The sequence below is a fragment of the Hymenobacter oligotrophus genome (assembly GCF_003574965.1).
GTDB lineage: Bacteria > Bacteroidota > Bacteroidia > Cytophagales > Hymenobacteraceae > Solirubrum > Solirubrum oligotrophum.
Window position 1 is genome coordinate 1,175,843 of the sequence record NZ_CP032317.1, and the last position, 16,203, is coordinate 1,192,045.

Annotated in this window: 14 protein-coding genes; 11 read left to right on the plus strand and 3 right to left on the minus strand. The window is 61.5% G+C overall.

Translation table 11 applies throughout. The features are described from left to right. Positions 1-69 precede the first annotated feature (69 nt). Positions 70-582, plus strand: coding sequence for a 5-(carboxyamino)imidazole ribonucleotide mutase (gene purE, locus D3Y59_RS04935; RefSeq protein WP_119444039.1), 513 nt, complete (start codon positions 70-72; stop codon positions 580-582). A gap of 23 nt (positions 583-605) precedes the next feature. Further along, complete coding sequence (locus tag D3Y59_RS04940) at positions 606-1,829, plus strand: 5-(carboxyamino)imidazole ribonucleotide synthase (RefSeq protein WP_119446332.1); 1,224 nt, start codon at positions 606-608, stop codon at positions 1,827-1,829. A 69-nt stretch (positions 1,830-1,898) separates the two neighbouring features. On the opposite strand, the gene D3Y59_RS04945 is transcribed toward D3Y59_RS04940, so the two are convergent. Then, positions 1,899-2,471: a DinB family protein gene (locus D3Y59_RS04945; protein ID WP_162910557.1), complete on the minus strand. Its 573-nt coding sequence runs from the start codon at positions 2,469-2,471 to the stop codon at positions 1,899-1,901. A gap of 129 nt (positions 2,472-2,600) precedes the next feature. Here D3Y59_RS04945 and D3Y59_RS04950 point away from each other — a divergent pair, with 129 nt between their 5' ends. The 7 genes from D3Y59_RS04950 (at position 2,601) to D3Y59_RS04975 (ending at position 11,599) form a co-directional block, all read left to right on the plus strand. Further along, the gene (locus tag D3Y59_RS04950; protein WP_119444041.1) at positions 2,601-3,671 is read left to right on the plus strand and encodes an OmpA family protein; all 1,071 of its coding nucleotides are present in this window, start codon (positions 2,601-2,603) and stop codon (positions 3,669-3,671) included. 371 nt (positions 3,672-4,042) lie between these two features. Then, entirely contained in the window at positions 4,043-5,764 is a 1,722-nt protein-coding gene (locus D3Y59_RS18785) for an OmpA family protein (RefSeq protein ID WP_119444042.1), read from the plus strand. Between the two features lie 201 nt (positions 5,765-5,965). Further along, positions 5,966-6,103 carry a hypothetical protein gene (locus D3Y59_RS18215; RefSeq protein WP_162910558.1) on the plus strand — a complete coding sequence of 46 codons (138 nt, stop codon included), beginning with the start codon at positions 5,966-5,968 and terminating at the stop codon, positions 6,101-6,103. Positions 6,104-6,439: 336 nt separating this feature from the next. Beyond that, entirely contained in the window at positions 6,440-7,066 is a 627-nt protein-coding gene (locus D3Y59_RS04960) for an FKBP-type peptidyl-prolyl cis-trans isomerase (protein ID WP_119444043.1), read from the plus strand. A 193-nt stretch (positions 7,067-7,259) separates the two neighbouring features. After that, on the plus strand, positions 7,260-7,796 hold the full coding sequence (locus tag D3Y59_RS04965) for a hypothetical protein (protein ID WP_119444044.1): 537 nt from the start codon (positions 7,260-7,262) through the stop codon (positions 7,794-7,796). A 106-nt stretch (positions 7,797-7,902) separates the two neighbouring features. After that, a complete protein-coding gene (locus D3Y59_RS04970; RefSeq protein ID WP_119444045.1) occupies positions 7,903-9,873 on the plus strand; it encodes a KUP/HAK/KT family potassium transporter in 1,971 nt (656 codons plus the stop codon). A 154-nt stretch (positions 9,874-10,027) separates the two neighbouring features. Beyond that, positions 10,028-11,599: a S8 family peptidase gene (locus tag D3Y59_RS04975; protein WP_119444046.1), complete on the plus strand. Its 1,572-nt coding sequence runs from the start codon at positions 10,028-10,030 to the stop codon at positions 11,597-11,599. Positions 11,600-11,683: 84 nt separating this feature from the next. Here D3Y59_RS04975 and D3Y59_RS04980 read toward each other — a convergent pair whose 3' ends face one another. Together D3Y59_RS04980 and D3Y59_RS04985 are read right to left on the minus strand one after the other, a co-directional pair. Next, positions 11,684-12,322 carry an NAD(P)H-dependent oxidoreductase gene (locus D3Y59_RS04980; RefSeq protein WP_119444047.1) on the minus strand — a complete coding sequence of 213 codons (639 nt, stop codon included), beginning with the start codon at positions 12,320-12,322 and terminating at the stop codon, positions 11,684-11,686. A gap of 77 nt (positions 12,323-12,399) precedes the next feature. Next, positions 12,400-14,205 (minus strand): M61 family metallopeptidase, encoded by a 1,806-nt coding sequence (locus tag D3Y59_RS04985; protein ID WP_240410537.1) that lies wholly within the window; start codon positions 14,203-14,205, stop codon positions 12,400-12,402. Between the two features lie 221 nt (positions 14,206-14,426). Between D3Y59_RS04985 and D3Y59_RS04990 the strand changes: the two genes are divergently transcribed. Both D3Y59_RS04990 and D3Y59_RS04995 read left to right on the plus strand, forming a co-directional pair. Continuing rightward, a complete protein-coding gene (locus D3Y59_RS04990; protein WP_162910559.1) occupies positions 14,427-14,951 on the plus strand; it encodes a C40 family peptidase in 525 nt (174 codons plus the stop codon). 157 nt (positions 14,952-15,108) lie between these two features. Continuing rightward, a complete protein-coding gene (locus D3Y59_RS04995; RefSeq protein WP_162910560.1) occupies positions 15,109-15,774 on the plus strand; it encodes a hypothetical protein in 666 nt (221 codons plus the stop codon). Positions 15,775-16,203 lie beyond the last annotated feature (429 nt).

The following is a 16,203-nucleotide window of genomic DNA, read 5'->3' on the forward strand; positions in this document are numbered from 1 at the left end:
CTCTACCGCTTCGTCGAACGAGCCTAGAGATGCTTCGGCTTCGCTCGGCATGACGACTAAATGAATTCAATGAGTACACCTTCCTTCCCCAATACTCTCAAGCCCCTGGTCGGCGTAGTCATGGGCTCCAGCAGCGACTGGAACACCATGCAGCACGCCGTGCAAATCCTTACGCAGTTTGGCGTGGCGCACGAAGCGCGCGTGGTGTCGGCGCACCGCATGCCCGATGACTTGTTTGCTTACGCCGAACAAGCCGGCCCGCGCGGCCTGCAAGCCATCATAGCCGGGGCGGGTGGTGCTGCCCACCTGCCGGGCATGATGGCCGCCAAAACAACTGTACCGGTGTTGGGGGTACCGGTGGCAAGTCGCCATTTGCAAGGGGTCGACTCGCTGCACAGCATCGTGCAGATGCCCAAAGGAGTGCCGGTGGCTACATTCGCTATCGGCGATGCCGGAGCGGCCAATGCTGCGCTGTTCGCGGTAAGCATGCTGGCGTTGCACAACCCAGACCTAGCGACAAAGCTACAGGCGTTTCGCGCCGAACAAACCGAGGCCGCTCGCGCCATGGAACTGCCCCTATGAACGCCGATAAGCACGTTGCAGCCATGACTTCAGTTTTGCCGGGCAGTGCGGACGCAGCTGGCCGTAGGGCCACACTAGGCGTGATGGGCGGCGGCCAGTTGGGCCGGATGTTTGTGCATGCCGCCCAGCGCCTAGGTTACTTCACCGCCGTGCTGGACCCCGACGCGCAAAGCCCGGCCGGCTTGGTAAGCCACCACCATATCCAGACTGCTTACGACGATCCGGCCGGTCTGGCGCAACTAGCCGACCTGTGCCAGGCCATTACCACTGAGTTTGAAAACGTACCCGCCGAGGCCCTGCAAACGCTGGCCCATACGCGCCCCGTGGCGCCGGGCGCGGCCGTGGTGGGCATTGCCCAAGACCGCATGGCGGAAAAAGCCCACTTTGCGGCTTGCGCCGACGTGTCGGGGGTGACGTGCGCGCCCTACGCAGTACTTGAAACGCCGGCCCAGCTGCAGGCCATTCAGGAGAACCGGGCCGATTTGCTGCCTGGCATCCTAAAAACTGCGCGCATGGGCTACGATGGTAAAGGCCAGGTGCGCGTCCGGACCGCTGCTGAACTGGCCGCCCGCTGGGCAGAGTTGGGCGGCACCGCTTGCGTGCTGGAAAAGTTGTTGCCGCTCACCGCCGAGTGCTCGGTGCTGGTGGCCCGCGGCTGCGACAGGCAAGTAGCCAGCTTCGCTCCGCAGCGCAACGTGCACGTCGGTGGCATTTTGGCCGTAACCCACGCGCACGAAGGCAATATGCCGCCTGCCCTGGCAACCAGAGCCCGCGAAGCCGCCGTTGCCATCGCCGAGCACCTAGGCTACGTTGGGGTGCTGTGCGTTGAGTTTTTTGTGGTGGATGATGGCAGCGAGTACGGCAGGTTGGTGGTCAACGAAATGGCCCCGCGCCCACACAACAGCGGCCATTACACCCTCGACGCCTGCGACGTATCGCAGTTTGATTTGCAGGTGCGTGCCATGGCCGGCTTGCCCTTGCCGCAGCCGCGTCAGCATTCGCCGGCCATCATGCTCAACTTATTGGGTGAAGTGTGGTTTGACGCCAACGGCCAAATGCAAGAGCCGGATTGGCACACCGTGCTTAGCCTGCCTGGGACGCACTTGCACCTGTACGGCAAAATGCATGCGCGAGCAGGCCGCAAGATGGGTCACCTCACCATCACGGGCCCTGATGTTGTCAGTGTCAAACGTGTAGCGCGGCGCGCCGCAGAGCTGCTCGGCTTGCCGGGATTGGACGCCATCTAGTTGTCATCTGCTCGACTTGAATAAGCGGCAATCCACTGCTCCTCAACTTTCTGATAGCCAGTAAGCAGGCTACAGTTTGCTTTGCGGCGTTAAGGGCAGCGTTCCGGTTTCGTTATGGGCGCGCTGCAGCTTTAGGAGCAAGCTAATTTGGCCGCGGTGGTAAATCTCGTCCTCAGCAAGGTGAAACAAGACCCAGGCCAGGTTGCAACCGTGTACCGGGTCGTAATCCTCGATGCGGCGGGTGAGTTGCTCTTCGCTGACGCCCTCTAGGGCCGCCAACAGTTGGTGCCGCGACTCGGCCAAGCCGGCTTGGTAACTGGCCAGGTCTTGCCCAGTAATCAATTGCGGCACGTGCACGCCTAGGTCCAGCGCAGGGAGCCAGTGCTGGTTTTCGGCATCGGTTAGGGCCCGGCCTTCCACGTATACGATGCGAAAGTAGTGTTCCAGCGCCGTGAGGTGCGCGAGCAATGCCCCCACCGTGTTCCAACCGGGTTGGTACTGCCAGTGCAACTGCTCGGAGCTAATCCGGGCAATGTGCTGCAGCGTGGTTACGCGGGTATCCTCCAACATGGAACGCAGCAGGTTCAAAGCCTGATCTGGTGCGGAGCCCAGGGTTAGGTGAAAGGTACGCTGAAGAATCATGTCTCGTGAAGTGCAAAGTCCTGTTGCGCCTGGAGGGTAGCGTCGCATCACTGCCCGCACAGTTCACAATACTACACTTCTGACCCGGCATGGCTTGAACCAAACCCCAAACACGGCATACATTGGGGTATGAAACACGGCATGTGGATAGGCTTGCTGGGTTGGTTGCTAGCAAGCAGTGCAAACGCCCAAACGTTGGCAGGCATTTGGCAAGGCGTCGAAACCGACCCCGGCGAGCCGGGTGCTACCTGGCCTGCCCTGCTGCGCGTGCAGCAAGGCAAGGGCAACGCCCTATTTGGCGTATTGTACCAAGAGGCCACCGGCCGCCCCAACGTAACCGTCACGTTTCAGGTACGGGCCACGCGCACGGCCACGGGCATGGCCCTGGAACACGTGCGCAAGCTCAATGAAACCGGTGCCACGCCGTTCAGCTACTGGTGCGATGGCACCATTGCCTTTACTTATGATGCCAAGGAAGAAAAGCTGACCGGCCGCGCCGCCTACGAGCCCGTAGGCGACTGCGACAACGGCAGCTTTACGCTTTACCGCGTGAAGTTGAAATCGGCAGCCAAGGTAACGGCCGGTACGCTTACCACCATTCGGGTATCGGGGCGCGACGTGCGCTGGTACGCCGATGCCGACCTGAAGCAGCTCGTGAACACCGGCAACAGCTACCGTACCAAGCTCAGCAAAACCACTACTTTTTACCTCACGCAAGGCTTTTACCGCACGCGCGAAAGCGCCGTGGTACCCATTACGGTGCAGGCAAGCGGGGCGGCACCCAAGCCTAAACCCACGCCCGCCCCGGCGCCCAAGCCCACCCCGCCCGATACCACCCGCGCCGCCCCAGCGCCGCTTGTCATCAGCCCGAAACCGGTGGTGCTGCCGACGGTGCTGTTTAAACTGGGCACCCCCGAGCTGTTGCCCGAAGCCTTGCCGGCCCTAAACCAGCTCGCCGCCGAATTGCAAGCCCGCCCTACCCTGCGCCTGCTGGTGGCCGGCCACACCGACCGCATCGGTGAGCCCGACAAAAACCAGGCGCTTTCGGAGCAACGGGCCGAGGCGGTAAAGGCATATTTGCTGAAGGCTGGCGGCGTGGCACCGGAGCGCATCAGCACCGTGGGCTACGGCGACACACGCCCGCTTTACCCCTCGCCCGATGCCCGCAACCGCCGCGTGGAAGTATCGGAGGCGCCGTAAGCGCGGGTACTGCGTCTCGGGCAGCCCACCGCATTGGTATTTGGAGCCCAGGGTATTACCCGAGCGTGAGTCGGCTTTCTACTACTTGTTCTGGGCATTCAGCTTAGCGCAACAACAATGTAACGCACTCCCCAAAAAATTACAGAGCCCAGGCGGTAATCAGATCAACACTATCTGCATTTTACCAACTTGTTATTGCATATTATTTATATAATATGTAACATTACTTTCCGCCGCGTGATTTTGCGGCTGGTGGCCGCATTACCTGATGCCTTCCGCACAGTTGGCCGCCCGCTAACCTTTCGCGGTTAGGCGGGTATACGTGCCTACTCGCCATTGCCCAGCCTACTCCTTCACCCCGACCTCCACCGATGAAGCAGTTTGTACAAACAATTCGGTTGCTTGCGCTGCCTGTGGCATTGCTGCCCGCGCTGCCGCACGCGGCCCATGCCCAAACGCCCGACCGACGGGCCAGCCTAGGGCTCAACCTCAGCGCGCTTCAATACCAAGGCGATTTCGGCTCCGATTACTGGAAATTCGACCGCAGCTCGTACGCGCCGGGGCTGGCCGTAAACCTGTACCTCACGCGCGGCCTCGACCTGAACACGCAAGTGTTTTTTGGGGAGCTGACCGGCAACCGCAACCCCCAAACCCGCTTTACCACCACCTTGGTAAATGCCAACCTAGGGTTCAAGCTGAAGCTAAACAACGGCTGGGCCTTAAAGGAAAACGCCTTTTTTCAGCCCTACCTGCTGGTGGGCTCGGGGTGGTCGTATGCTAGCCGCACGGGCCTGAACGACGGCAACCGCATCGACGAAGACAAGGGCTACGTTGATGTGATGGGCGGAGCGGGCATTAACCTGCGCCTAGGTGGCGGCGTGGGCTTGTTTGTGCAGAGCACCCAGCACCTGCCTATGGAGGCCAATTTCGACGGCGTACCCGAAAGCAACGTGCCCCGCTGGGCCGACCGCTTTTTGCAGCACACCGTGGGCCTGACGTTTAACCTGGGCCAGGCAGCCGATGCCGACGAAGACGGCGTAACCGACCGGCAGGACCGCTGCGCCAATACGCCACCGGGCGTGGAAGTAGACGAAAACGGCTGCCCGCCCGATGCCGATCAGGACGGCTTGGCCGACTACCGCGACAATTGCCCCAACGAACCCGGCACCGCCGACCTGCAAGGTTGCCCCGATAAGGACGGCGACGGCGTGGCCGATGGCAACGATACCTGCCCCGACGTGGCGGGCACCGAGGACCTAGGCGGCTGCCCCGACGCCGACCGCGACGGCGTAACCGACCGCGACGACAAATGCCCCGACACGCCCGTGAGCACCCAGGTTGACGCCAACGGCTGCTCGGCCGCTGAAACCCGCAGCACGACCGAACCCGACTCGGACGCCGACGGCGTGCCCAACAGCACCGACCGTTGCCCCAACAGCGCCGGACCGGCCGCCAACAACGGCTGCCCCGAGCTAAAGGCCGAAACCCGCCAGCGCCTGCGGGAGGCTACCCAATTTATCGGGTTCGAGCGCAACAAGGCCACGTTGCTGGCCTCGTCGTACGCTACGCTCGATACCGTTGCTCAAATCCTGAACCAGTACCCCGATTACACGCTCAGCATAACGGGGCACACCGACAAGCAAGGACCGGCCGCCTTTAACCTGCGCCTTTCGCGCGAGCGGGCCGGTGCTGCCCGCAACTATTTGGTGGGCAAAGGCGTGGCCGAAGGCCGCATCCAGCAGCGCGGCTACGGCCCGCTCCACCCCGTGGCCGACAACGCCACCGAAACCGGCCGCGTGCGCAACCGCCGCGTTGAGTTCGACATGTTCCTGAGCAGCTCGGCCAACCCCGCCGACGCCAAATACGGCCCCGAGCCTACCGCCGTAGCTCCGGCCAAACCTACGAAAGCAGCACCAGCTAAAAAGGCTACCATTCGCAAGGCGCCGGCCCGCAAAGCACCGGCCCGGAAGCCTGCCGTTGGGCGGCCGGCTGCCCCGGGCAAAGCGGCACCTAGGGCCAGCGCACCCCGCAAACCGGCTGCCAAGGCTCCGGCCCAAGCGCCCGTTCGCAAGGCCACGCCGCGCAAGCCGTAAGCCACTTGTTAGCACCCAAGCACGGGAGCGAAGTACCAGGGCCGCCAATCAGCGGCAACTGGGTGCTTCGCTCCCGTTTGCATTCAGAGCTTGCGGCACCTAGGGCGTAAGCAAAGAATGATGCATGCATAACAACTAATTAACATTAATGCCGTATCTTTGCACCAAAAAACTGATCATCACTTACATACAACATAGGCTATGAAAAAGACCACCGCCGTTTCGACGTTGTTGCTGCTGGGTGGCCTGGGGTCCTTGGGGCTGTGGGCGGCCCGCGCGCTTAAGTTCAACCTCCACATTGATTCGCTCGACGAAGACCTGAGCGACTACTGCTGCTAGTCGGCCGTACTTTTTGGGTTTGCTACTACTACAAGCCGGCCCCGCATTGCGCGGGGCCGGCTTTTTGTTTTGCTCCGCCGTAATAGCGTTTCGAAGTGGTAGCAACTAGTTGGCGCAGTTCAGAAACTGCGCCGGGCGGGCGCAAAAAGAGGAAATTCAGCTTAGCCTTTCGGCCGACATCATCGTTGATTTTCAAGTTGTTGCTGCTCGCCATTGTGTGTACCAAGCCGCGCTACTTGTGCTTCGGCCCGCACTACCTGCAATTTTTCTGCACCTTCGCCCCGGCAGTCGTATAACGGCTTTTGGCCCGAGTGCCGCTTTACCCAAACCCATACCATGGAACTGACCTCGCTTAAGCAGCAAATCAGCTACATCATTGGCCGCGACCTGGCCCGCAACTTCGCCCAGCAAGGGCTCGACCTCGACATTGAAACGCTGGCGCAAAGCCTGAAAGAAGCCCTCAGCGGCCAGCAAAGCCGCCTTTCGCCGCAGCAAATGCAAGCTGCTATGCAGCAGTTTCAGCAGCAAATGGCCGAGCAGGAGCCCCAGGGCGGCGGTGGCCAATCGGCTGAGCAAAACAAGGAAGAAGGCGCCGCTTTCCTGGCCCAAAACAAAAACAAAGCGGGCGTGCAAACCCTGCCCAGCGGCCTGCAGTACGAAGTGCTGCAGGAGGGTTCGGGCAAAAAGCCTTCGCTGAAAAGCTCGGTAACCACGCACTACCACGGCACCCTCATCGACGGCACCGTGTTCGACAGCAGCTACGAGCGCGGCCAGCCGGCCACTTTCCCGGTGAACGGCGTAATTGCCGGCTGGACGGAAGCCCTGCAGCTGATGAGCGAAGGCGCGAAGTACCGCCTCTACATCCCCTCGGAGCTGGCCTACGGCACGCGCGGCGCCGGTTCGGACATTGGCCCGAACGCTACGCTCATCTTCGACGTGGAGCTGCTGAAAGTAAACAACTAGGTGATTTTTGGAGGTAACGCGTGACGGGTAACAGATAGCAAGTGCCCAGCCCTAGGTGCAGACGAGTGTGCTCAACCCATACCGGCGATGAGCAAGGTTGATTAGCTTAACTGCTTCGGCCGCACTAACTGCCCCCAGCAAACGGCCGCTTTCCGCCCGTTACCTGTCACGCATTACCTGTCGCCTGCTTCTCATGGAACCCGTTTCGCATCCCGGTTTCGCGCCGCCCCAGCTGCCGCCAGCCCGGCCGCCCATGCAGAGCCCGGATGGCCGCTGGCTTCTCACCGACGACGAACTCACCCTGGAGGGCCGCAGCTACAGCCTGTTGGAGTTGGAGCGCGTTTCGGTGCAGCCGGTGCGTTGGCTGCTTTGGATTATGCTGGGCGCGTTGGTATTGGGCGGCTTCACGCTGGCCTTTCTGCAAAACTGGATCCGCACGCCCACGGCCATGCTGGGCATGGGCATTGGGGCCTTGCTGCTGGCCTGGGGCCGGCGCGGCGCCATGCGGGTGCGCTTGCACCACTTGGGCCGCGAGGAAGCCCACCACGCCCTGGGTGGCGAGCTGCAAATCTGGCAGCCCTTGGCCACCGAAACCAACGTGCGCATTTACCTGCGCCACCAACGGGCCGCCGCCGAGGCCATGGCCCTGCTGGCGGCCGAGCAAGCCGCCGCAGCTCCCGCCCCTACCGCGCCCGATGCGGACCTAGGCCCCGGCCCACCCCACTCCTGACGAAAGCCTCCCGCGCAGCAACGTTCTTACGCGGCTGCCCGGCGCTTACTACCTTTGCCCGCCTCTTTTTGAGGGGGTGTATGTTTATCCATGTTGTCGCGATTGTATGAGTGACACCAAAACTTTGTCCGAGGCTCCGACCACAACCTCGCACCACGCACACACCGCCGTATCCACGGCGGGCTTGCTAATTGCCCTAGGCATCATCTACGGCGACATCGGCACCTCGCCCTTGTACGTAATGAAAGCCGTGGTACCGGGCCGCATCACCACCGACCTGGTGTACGGCGGCATTTCATGCGTGCTCTGGACGCTCACGCTGCAAACCACCATCAAGTACGTGCTGCTCACCCTCAACGCCGATAACAACGGCGAAGGCGGCATTTTCTCGCTCTACGCCCTGGTGCGCCGGCGCGGGGGCTGGCTTTCGGCCGTGGCCATTGTGGGCGGCGCCGCCTTGCTTGCCGACGGCGTAATTACGCCGCCCATTTCGGTGTCGTCGGCCATTGAGGGGCTCGAGCGGGTGTACCCCGAAATCCAAACGGTGCCCATCGTTATTGCCATCCTGGTGATGCTGTTTCTGCTGCAAAGCTTCGGCACCCAAATCGTAGGCAAAGCGTTCGGGCCCATCATGTTCCTGTGGTTTTCGATGCTGGCCACCCTGGGCGTGCTGGGCATTGTGCAGCACCCCGAAATTTTGCGGGCCGCCAACCCCTACTACGCCTACAATCTGCTCGTGAACACGCCGGGCGGTTTTTGGCTGCTGGGCGCCGTGTTCCTGTGCACCACCGGGGCCGAGGCCTTGTACTCCGACCTAGGGCACTGCGGCAAGGGCAACATCCGCATCAGCTGGGTGTTCGTGAAAACCTGCCTGCTGCTCAACTACTTCGGGCAAGGCGCATGGCTGATCACCCACCAGGGCGAAATGCTCAACGGCCGCAACCCCTTCTTCGAGATGATGCCCTCCTGGTTCCTGCTCATCGGCATTGGCATTGCTACCGTGGCAGCCATTATTGCCTCGCAGGCGCTCATCACGGGCTCGTTTACGCTGGTAGCCGAGGCCATTCGCCTGAACATGTGGCCCAAGGTAAAGCTGAACTACCCCACCGACGTGAAGGGCCAGCTGTACGTGCCCAGCATGAACCGCCTGCTGCTGCTGGGCTGCATCGCCGTGGTGCTGTACTTCCGCAAGTCCGAAAACATGGAAGCGGCCTACGGCCTGGCCATTACCGTTACCATGCTCATGACTACCCTGCTGCTCTCGATGTGGCTGCGTACCAAGCGCGTGGCCATGCCGCTGGTGGTGTTGTTTTTGGTGGTGTACCTGGCCATCGAGGGCTCGTTCCTGGTTGCCAACCTCATCAAGTTTCCGCACGGCGGCTGGGTATCGGTGGCCATTAGCCTCTGCTTGATTGCGGTGATGTACGTGTGGATGCGCGCCTTCTACATCAAGCGCCGCCTCACCGAGTTCGTGAAAGTTGAGCCGTACATGGATGCGCTCAAGCAGCTTTCGGGCGACGAATCGGTGCCGAAATACGCCACACACCTGGTGTTTATGACATCGGCCGAGCGCCAAACCGAAATCGAGTCGAAGATCATCTACTCCATCTTCCAAAAGCGCCCCAAACGCGCCGATATCTACTGGTTTGTGCACGTGGATACCACCGACGAGCCGTACACCATGGAGTACAAGGTAACCGAGTTGGCCAACGACGACGCCTACCGCATTACCTTCCGTTTGGGCTTCCGGGTCGAGCAGCGCATCAACCTATACTTCCGCAAAGTGGTGGAAGACCTGGTGCGCAACAAAGAAGTGGACATCACCTCTCGCTACGAGTCGCTGAGCAAGCAGCACGTAACCGGCGACTTCCGCTTTGTGGTGCTCGAGAAATTCCTCTCGGTTGAAAACGAGTTCCCCTTCGTCGAGAACCTCGTGATGCAGGCCTACTTCTACATCAAGCAGTTTATCGCGTCCGAAGACAAGTACTTCGGGCTCGATACCTCGTCGGTGAAAATCGAGAAGGTGCCGCTCATCATCACGCCCCCGAAAACCGTCGATCTGAAGCGCGTGTACTAACGCCTACGCTCCCTAGGTACTTGAAAGCCGCTCCGCCTGCCGGAGCGGCTTTTTTGTTTTGCAGCGCAGGCCAAGGCTGCACACAAATCCAACATTACCACGTGTTTATACGTTGCGGCTGATATGTACTTCTTACTTAACCAAACCCTATTCTATGCCCAAATTTACTCTTATAGCGGCTGCGCTTTTGGCGCTGGCTGCCTGTGCCCGCACGCCCGATGCCGAGCTGGCACAACCCAACCCCGCCCTAGGTGGCGAAGCCCTCAGCACCCAACAGCTTGACGAGCAGATTTGGGAAAAGGTGAAAGCCACCAACGCGCCCTTCGACTGGAGCCAGGCCACCGACCACGTGGTGTGGAGCGCCTTGCAGCGCTCTGACCAGGTGCTGAGCGTGGGCTACGCCCCCGCCGACAAATGCAGCCCGCAAGCCGCTTTGCCACCTAGGGCCGGCGCCGATGCTGCCTACCAGCAAGCCCGCGAACAAGTGCTGCGCCTGATCATCAGCAGCGAGCAGCAAGCCGACCCCAGCCTTGCCGCCGAACAAATTGTGGTGTTTGGCGAAGAAACCCTGCCCGTGCTCAACGTGCGCGTGCGGCAGCTGAGCACCGTGCAGCGCCTGCGCCGCTCGCCGCTGGTTCGCTACGCCGAGCCCATGGGCTTCGACCCCTATCGGCCGCGCACCAGCACCGCCGCCCAACGCAGCCTGAGCAGCAGCGGCTGCGGCTCCAACACCGCCACGCCCAACCTAGTAGCCGGCTCCGACTACACCGTGCTCAGCAACGGCAGCAAATCCTCCTGGAACCAGGCCGATGTGTACCACGGCGTGCGCGCGGCGTGGTCGCAGAGCACGGGCCAGGGCGTAAAGCTGGTGGTAATTGACACGGGCGCCTCGGATGCGCAGGAAAACCTCGGCAGCGCATTTAACCAGGGCCTAAGCGAGGGCCGCACCGTGGAGCGGCTGGTAACGCTGCCGCGTACTACCTTTTTCGGCATACCCACGGGCCCGGTAGAAACGCCCAACGACCCGTGCGGCCACGGCACCAGCATGGCCGGCGCCGCCGCCGCCCCGCGCGGCACCGATGGCGCCTCGGTGGGCATTGCTTACAACGCCAACCTCGTTTCTATCCGGGCCGCGGCCGACGTGTTTTTGGATGAAAGCCGCGAGGTGAAGGGTGTATCGGATGCGTTTGTGCTTGCCGGCAACCGCCCCGATGTGCGCATCATCAGCATGAGCATGGGCCGCGTCACGAGCAGCTCGCAAATGGCCGATGCCATTCGGTACGCACATGCCAGAGGCAAGCTGATCTTCTGCGCCGCCGGCACTTCGTTTGATTGGTCGGCGGGCTGGGTTGGGGTAATATTCCCGGCTAGCCTGCCCGAGGCAGTGGCCGTAACCGGCATGAAGGACAACCTTGCCTCGCGCTGCGACGAGTGCCACGTGGGCTCCGATGTAGAGTTTACCGTGGTAATGCAGCGCAGCAACAACCTTCGGCCCCTGTCGCTGGCCATGAGCGGCGATGCACCTAGCACCGTGGGCGGTTCGTCGGTCTCAACCGCCTCGATGGCCGGCATGGCGGCCGTGGTGTGGAGCAAGTACCCCACCGAAACCCGCGAGCAAATAAAGCAGCGCCTGGTAGCCGCCAGCACCAACGCCACCAACCGCAGCCCCAGTTTTGGCTACGGGCGCGTAAACCTCGCCAAGGCCGTGGGCGTGCTGGTGCAGTAGCGCAGGCACCTGTCGTTAATGGCCACGGCCCGCCCCGATGTGTCGGGGCGGGCCGTGGCTTTTGTGCGGGCTGTACCTAGGGCGTTAGAAGATGCGCTTGCGGGTGTCGAGCTCTTGCAGCATGCGCACGAACTCGGCATCGGCCGCGGCGCGCTGCTCGGCCCCTAGGTGCTTGGCGCTGCCGATCATAAATGGCTCGTACACCTCCATGCCGCAAAAAGCAAACGTGCCGCGCAGCAAGTGGCTCAGGGTCGATTCGAGCGTGGGAAGCGTTACGCCGTCCCACAACTCGTTGGGCGTACCCGAGGTCAGCGACACCAGCGCCTTTTTGCCGGCCAGCTCTTTGGTGCCACCGTAAGCAAAGCCCACGGCCAGCACGCGGTCGATCCAGCCTTTCAGGATGGCCGGCACCGAGTGCCACCACAACGGAAATTGCAGCATCAGCAAATCGGCACGGCGCAGCTTATCCATCTCAGCGCTAATGGCCGGCTCGAAACTATCGGCCGCCACGCCTGCCCGTTGGGCGGCCTGCAAGTCAAAGAAATCGGCCGCGTAAGCTGGCTCCAGGTCGGCGGGGCCCGCAATGGCGGCAAAGCGCTGTTGGTACAAGTCCGATACTTCAACGGTGTGGCCGGCAGCGGTTAGGGTTTCAACCGCCAAGCGGGCCAAGTGCCCGTTGTACGACGCCGGCTCGGGGTGAGCCAGCACAAGCAGAACGTTCATTATCAGTGCAATAAACCCGCCGGTACACCCAAGGCGCACCGGCGGGCAGGTATGCGGTGTAGGTTAGGCTAAGCCGCTTAGCTCGGCAATTGCAGCCACTTGCGGCGCACCACCAGCTGCTCGGAAGTGGCGTTGTCGGCCATTTCGATGCGGTATTTGGCAGCCGTGCTGGCCAGCAGCGGGAACGACAACTCGCGCAGCTGCCCATCGCGGGCTACGAGCAGGCGCACGGTGCTGCCCACCGGCCGCGCGGCCATGTAGCGGTTAATGTCGTCGGTTACGCGCATGCCGTCAAGGGCCAGGAGTTCGTCGCCCACGTTCAGGCCGCCCTGCCAAGCGCTGCCGTCGCGCAGCACAGTGGTTACCATGGGCCGCCCGTTGTTGGCCGAAACGCTGGCACCTAGGGCCGCTTCGGGTTGGCCGGTGGTGTTTACGAGGCGCAGGCCGGCGTAACCTAGGGCGCCTTCGTAGTCGAGGCGTACGGTGCCGTACACCGAGCGTTTAAAGAAATCGTCGAAGCGGCGGCCGGCTACCTTGGCCACGGCATCCTGAAACTCCTCGTCGCGGAAGCCGCGCTTTTGCTTCACGTAGTACTCGTCGTAGAGGTAGCGCATCACGTCGTCGAGGCTCTTTTGGCCTTTGGTGGCGTTGATGATCATCAGATCGAGCACGGCCCCGATAACCTCGCCTTTGTCGTAGTAGCTAATGCCCGTGTTGACGGAGTTTTCGTTGGGGCGGTAGTACTTAATCCAGGCGTCGAAGCTCGACTCGGCCGCCGATTGCTCGCGGTTGCCGGGCGTGTTTTCCACGCGCGTAATGCCGGTCGCCAGCTGATCGAGGTACTGCTGCGGCTTCTGGAAGCCAGCGCGCTGCACAATCACGTTCGAGAAGTACTCGGTGCCGCCCTCGCTCAGCCACAGCATGCGCGTGTAGTTTTCCTGGTCGTAGTCGAACGGACCTAGGGCAATGGGCCGAATACGCTTTACGTTCCAGAGGTGAAAGTACTCGTGCGCCGCCAAGCCCAGCAGGCCCATGTAGCCGGCTTCGGAGTTGTAGGCGTTGCGCGACACCTGCAACGTAGTGGAGTACAGGTGCTCCAGGCCTCCGCCGCCGCGCTCCAGGTTGTGCACGATGAACAGGTAACGATCGAGCGGATTGCGGCCCACCACTTTCTGGGAGGTTTCGCAGATGCGCTTGAAATCCTGGGTGATGCGCTGCTCGTCGTAGTTGCCGGGGCCGTACATGGCAATGCGGTGCGGAGTGCCGTTGGCCTCAAATGTCAGCTCCTTGTGGTTGCCAATTTCGATGGGCGAATCGGCCAGCTCGTCGTAATTGCTCGATTGGAACGTGAACGTCGGGCCGTTGCCGGCGGGCTTTAGGCTGGTCGATACTTTGCTCCAGCCCTGCGCGGGGCGCACCTCCAGCGTGCTCGGCAGTTGCTGCAGCTGCGCCGGGTACATAAACACGCTCGAGCCGTTGAGGTAGCCGTGCGAGGCATCGATAAAGCTGGTGCGTACGCTTAGCTCGTTGGCGTACACGCGGTAGCGCACCGTAAAGTTCTTCTGCCCTTGGTGCTCAATGCGCCAGGTGTTCTTGTCGATTTTAGTTACGCCGAGGTTTTTGCCGCCCGCGCTAGCCGCAAAGCCCTCCACGTTTTTGGCAAACTCGCGCACCAGGTACGAGCCCGGCGCCCACACCGGCATTTTCACATCGGTGGTGCGGCCGCCAAAGCCGTTGAGCTGCATTTCTACCTCGAAGTAGTGCGTTTGCGGCGCCGGCATGGAAAGCACGTAGCGCAGTGCCGGCGCAGCCAGCACGGGCGCGCTGCCCAGCAGCACCACAAAGGCGGTGGCACCTAGGCGGCGCTTGGTTGATTGAAGCATGCGTTCAGGGAAAGGTGAGTGAAGTGCGTGCGGAAAGCGAAATGTGCTACAGACAACCCCACGCGTTCGGGGGCTGCAATGCCGGCGTGAATATACCCCAGCTCGGCCGTGCGAAACGCACATTGCCCTTACTCCGTTAGCAACTTCAGCCGCCGCACTTGCAACAACCCCAGTCGGTTGGCACGATTATGCGTTACGTTTGGCTGATGTTTGGAATTTGCATGACCTTGCTGCTAGGCCTGTGGGCTTGGCCGCGCCTCAGCCCCACGGCCCCCGTACCCGCGTCCGGCGATTTGCCCCGCGTGCGCGCCGTGGTATACCGCGCCACCACCGGCGCCACGCCCGTTACCCGCCCCGATAGCGTGGTGCGCTTTGCCCTGCGCCAACTCGGCAAGCCCTACTGCTACGCCGGCACCACGCCCCAAGGCGGCTTCGATTGCTCGGGCTTTCTTACCTACGTGTACAACCAGTTTGGCGTGGCAGTACCGCACTCCTCGGCCATGCAGTACAAAATTGGCCAGCCGGTAGCGCGGCCGCAAGCCCGCAAAGGCGACCTGATCATTTTTACGGGCACGGCACAGGGCAGCACTACGCCTGGGCACGCCGGCATTGTTATTTCGGAGCCCGGCCAGCCGTTGCGCTTTGTGCATTCGTCCTCGTCGCGCCGCGACCCAGGCGTGAAAATCAGCCAGGTCGACGGCACCGATTACGAGCGGCGCTTTCTGGGGGTGCGGAGGGTACTGTAGCCGGCTGCATGCGTAAGTCCTCTCTGGGGGTTGGAATGCGTAATTTACCTCCGTGAAAAAACTGCATGCTTTATGTGTGCTCTTGGGGTTAGCCTCTTGGTCGGCACGCGCGCAGCAAGCTCGCCCTGCAGGCAAGCCTCAGCGTTTGGTGCTACCCGTGTCCCCAGGTACCGGGCGCGTTACATATTCTGACACCGTGCGCGTACCCAACGCTACGGCCAAAAACCTACTCAACGCAGCTGCTGACACCTACGCCAAAAACTTTGCTTTCGCCGATTATCAACCTGGTCTTCCAGACTCGGCTCAGGTGCTGCGCACGCGGCAAAAGGCCGACCCGGGCGAATACCTGATGCTCGGTACGGCAATGATGATGAAACCCGGCGAAGAAATCGTGTACGTAGCTGGGGTAAGTCCTTTGGCCAATTTAGAAGCCCCTACACCCGTTCGTTACTTGCACTTCGTGTTGCGGCTGCGCGCCGAGCCTGGGGTGTGTTACCTCTCCATCACCGAGCTGCACCAACGCACTACCACCATGAAGCGCGAGATGGAGCGGCGCATGGGCGGTTATTCCGCCATGACTCAAGGCCACAAACCAACTACGCCAACGCGCCCTCCGGCCAGCACACCCATCGAAACGCTTTATGAGACTTGGCTACCCGGCTACAAAGTAGCGCCGGCCAGCAAAACGCCCCCTCAGGCTGGCAAGCCCACTTTGCAAGACGCCCAGCTGCTGGACCGCACTGCCCGTGGGGTATTGGCTGAGCTTCGGCGGAACCTCATGCGGCAAGGGCGCTCAGCTCCTGCCAGCGACACGCAAAAATAAGCGCATTGGTGAAGTGGGTAGAAACAGCGAGGCCCGGTTGCCTTCACAGGTAACCGGGCCTCTAATCCTGTGGCCATCTTACCAAGCGACCAGCCCGGGGACACCGGAGTGGTCATCTTAGGCGAAGACCTGCCGTAATGTGGGAGTGCATACGCATCCCCACGACACTTGAGTGTTACGCGCGTCCGGCGGTGAGGCGGACAACATTACTCAGGCTTGGCAGGATGGATTTGGGACTACTGGACATTGTACACCTCCTTTCTCGTTCGTTAAACATCTCCCCAGGGGCGCTACCGACGACATGGGTCCGCTAGCCAGGGGCTGTAGCACTCGCTACGGTCATTAAAGTTATATGTCATACGTTTGGTTCAAAATAAAAAGCGGTTTTTTTGAAGCCCTGGGCAGCTTTTCGCAGCATAAGGCTGAATG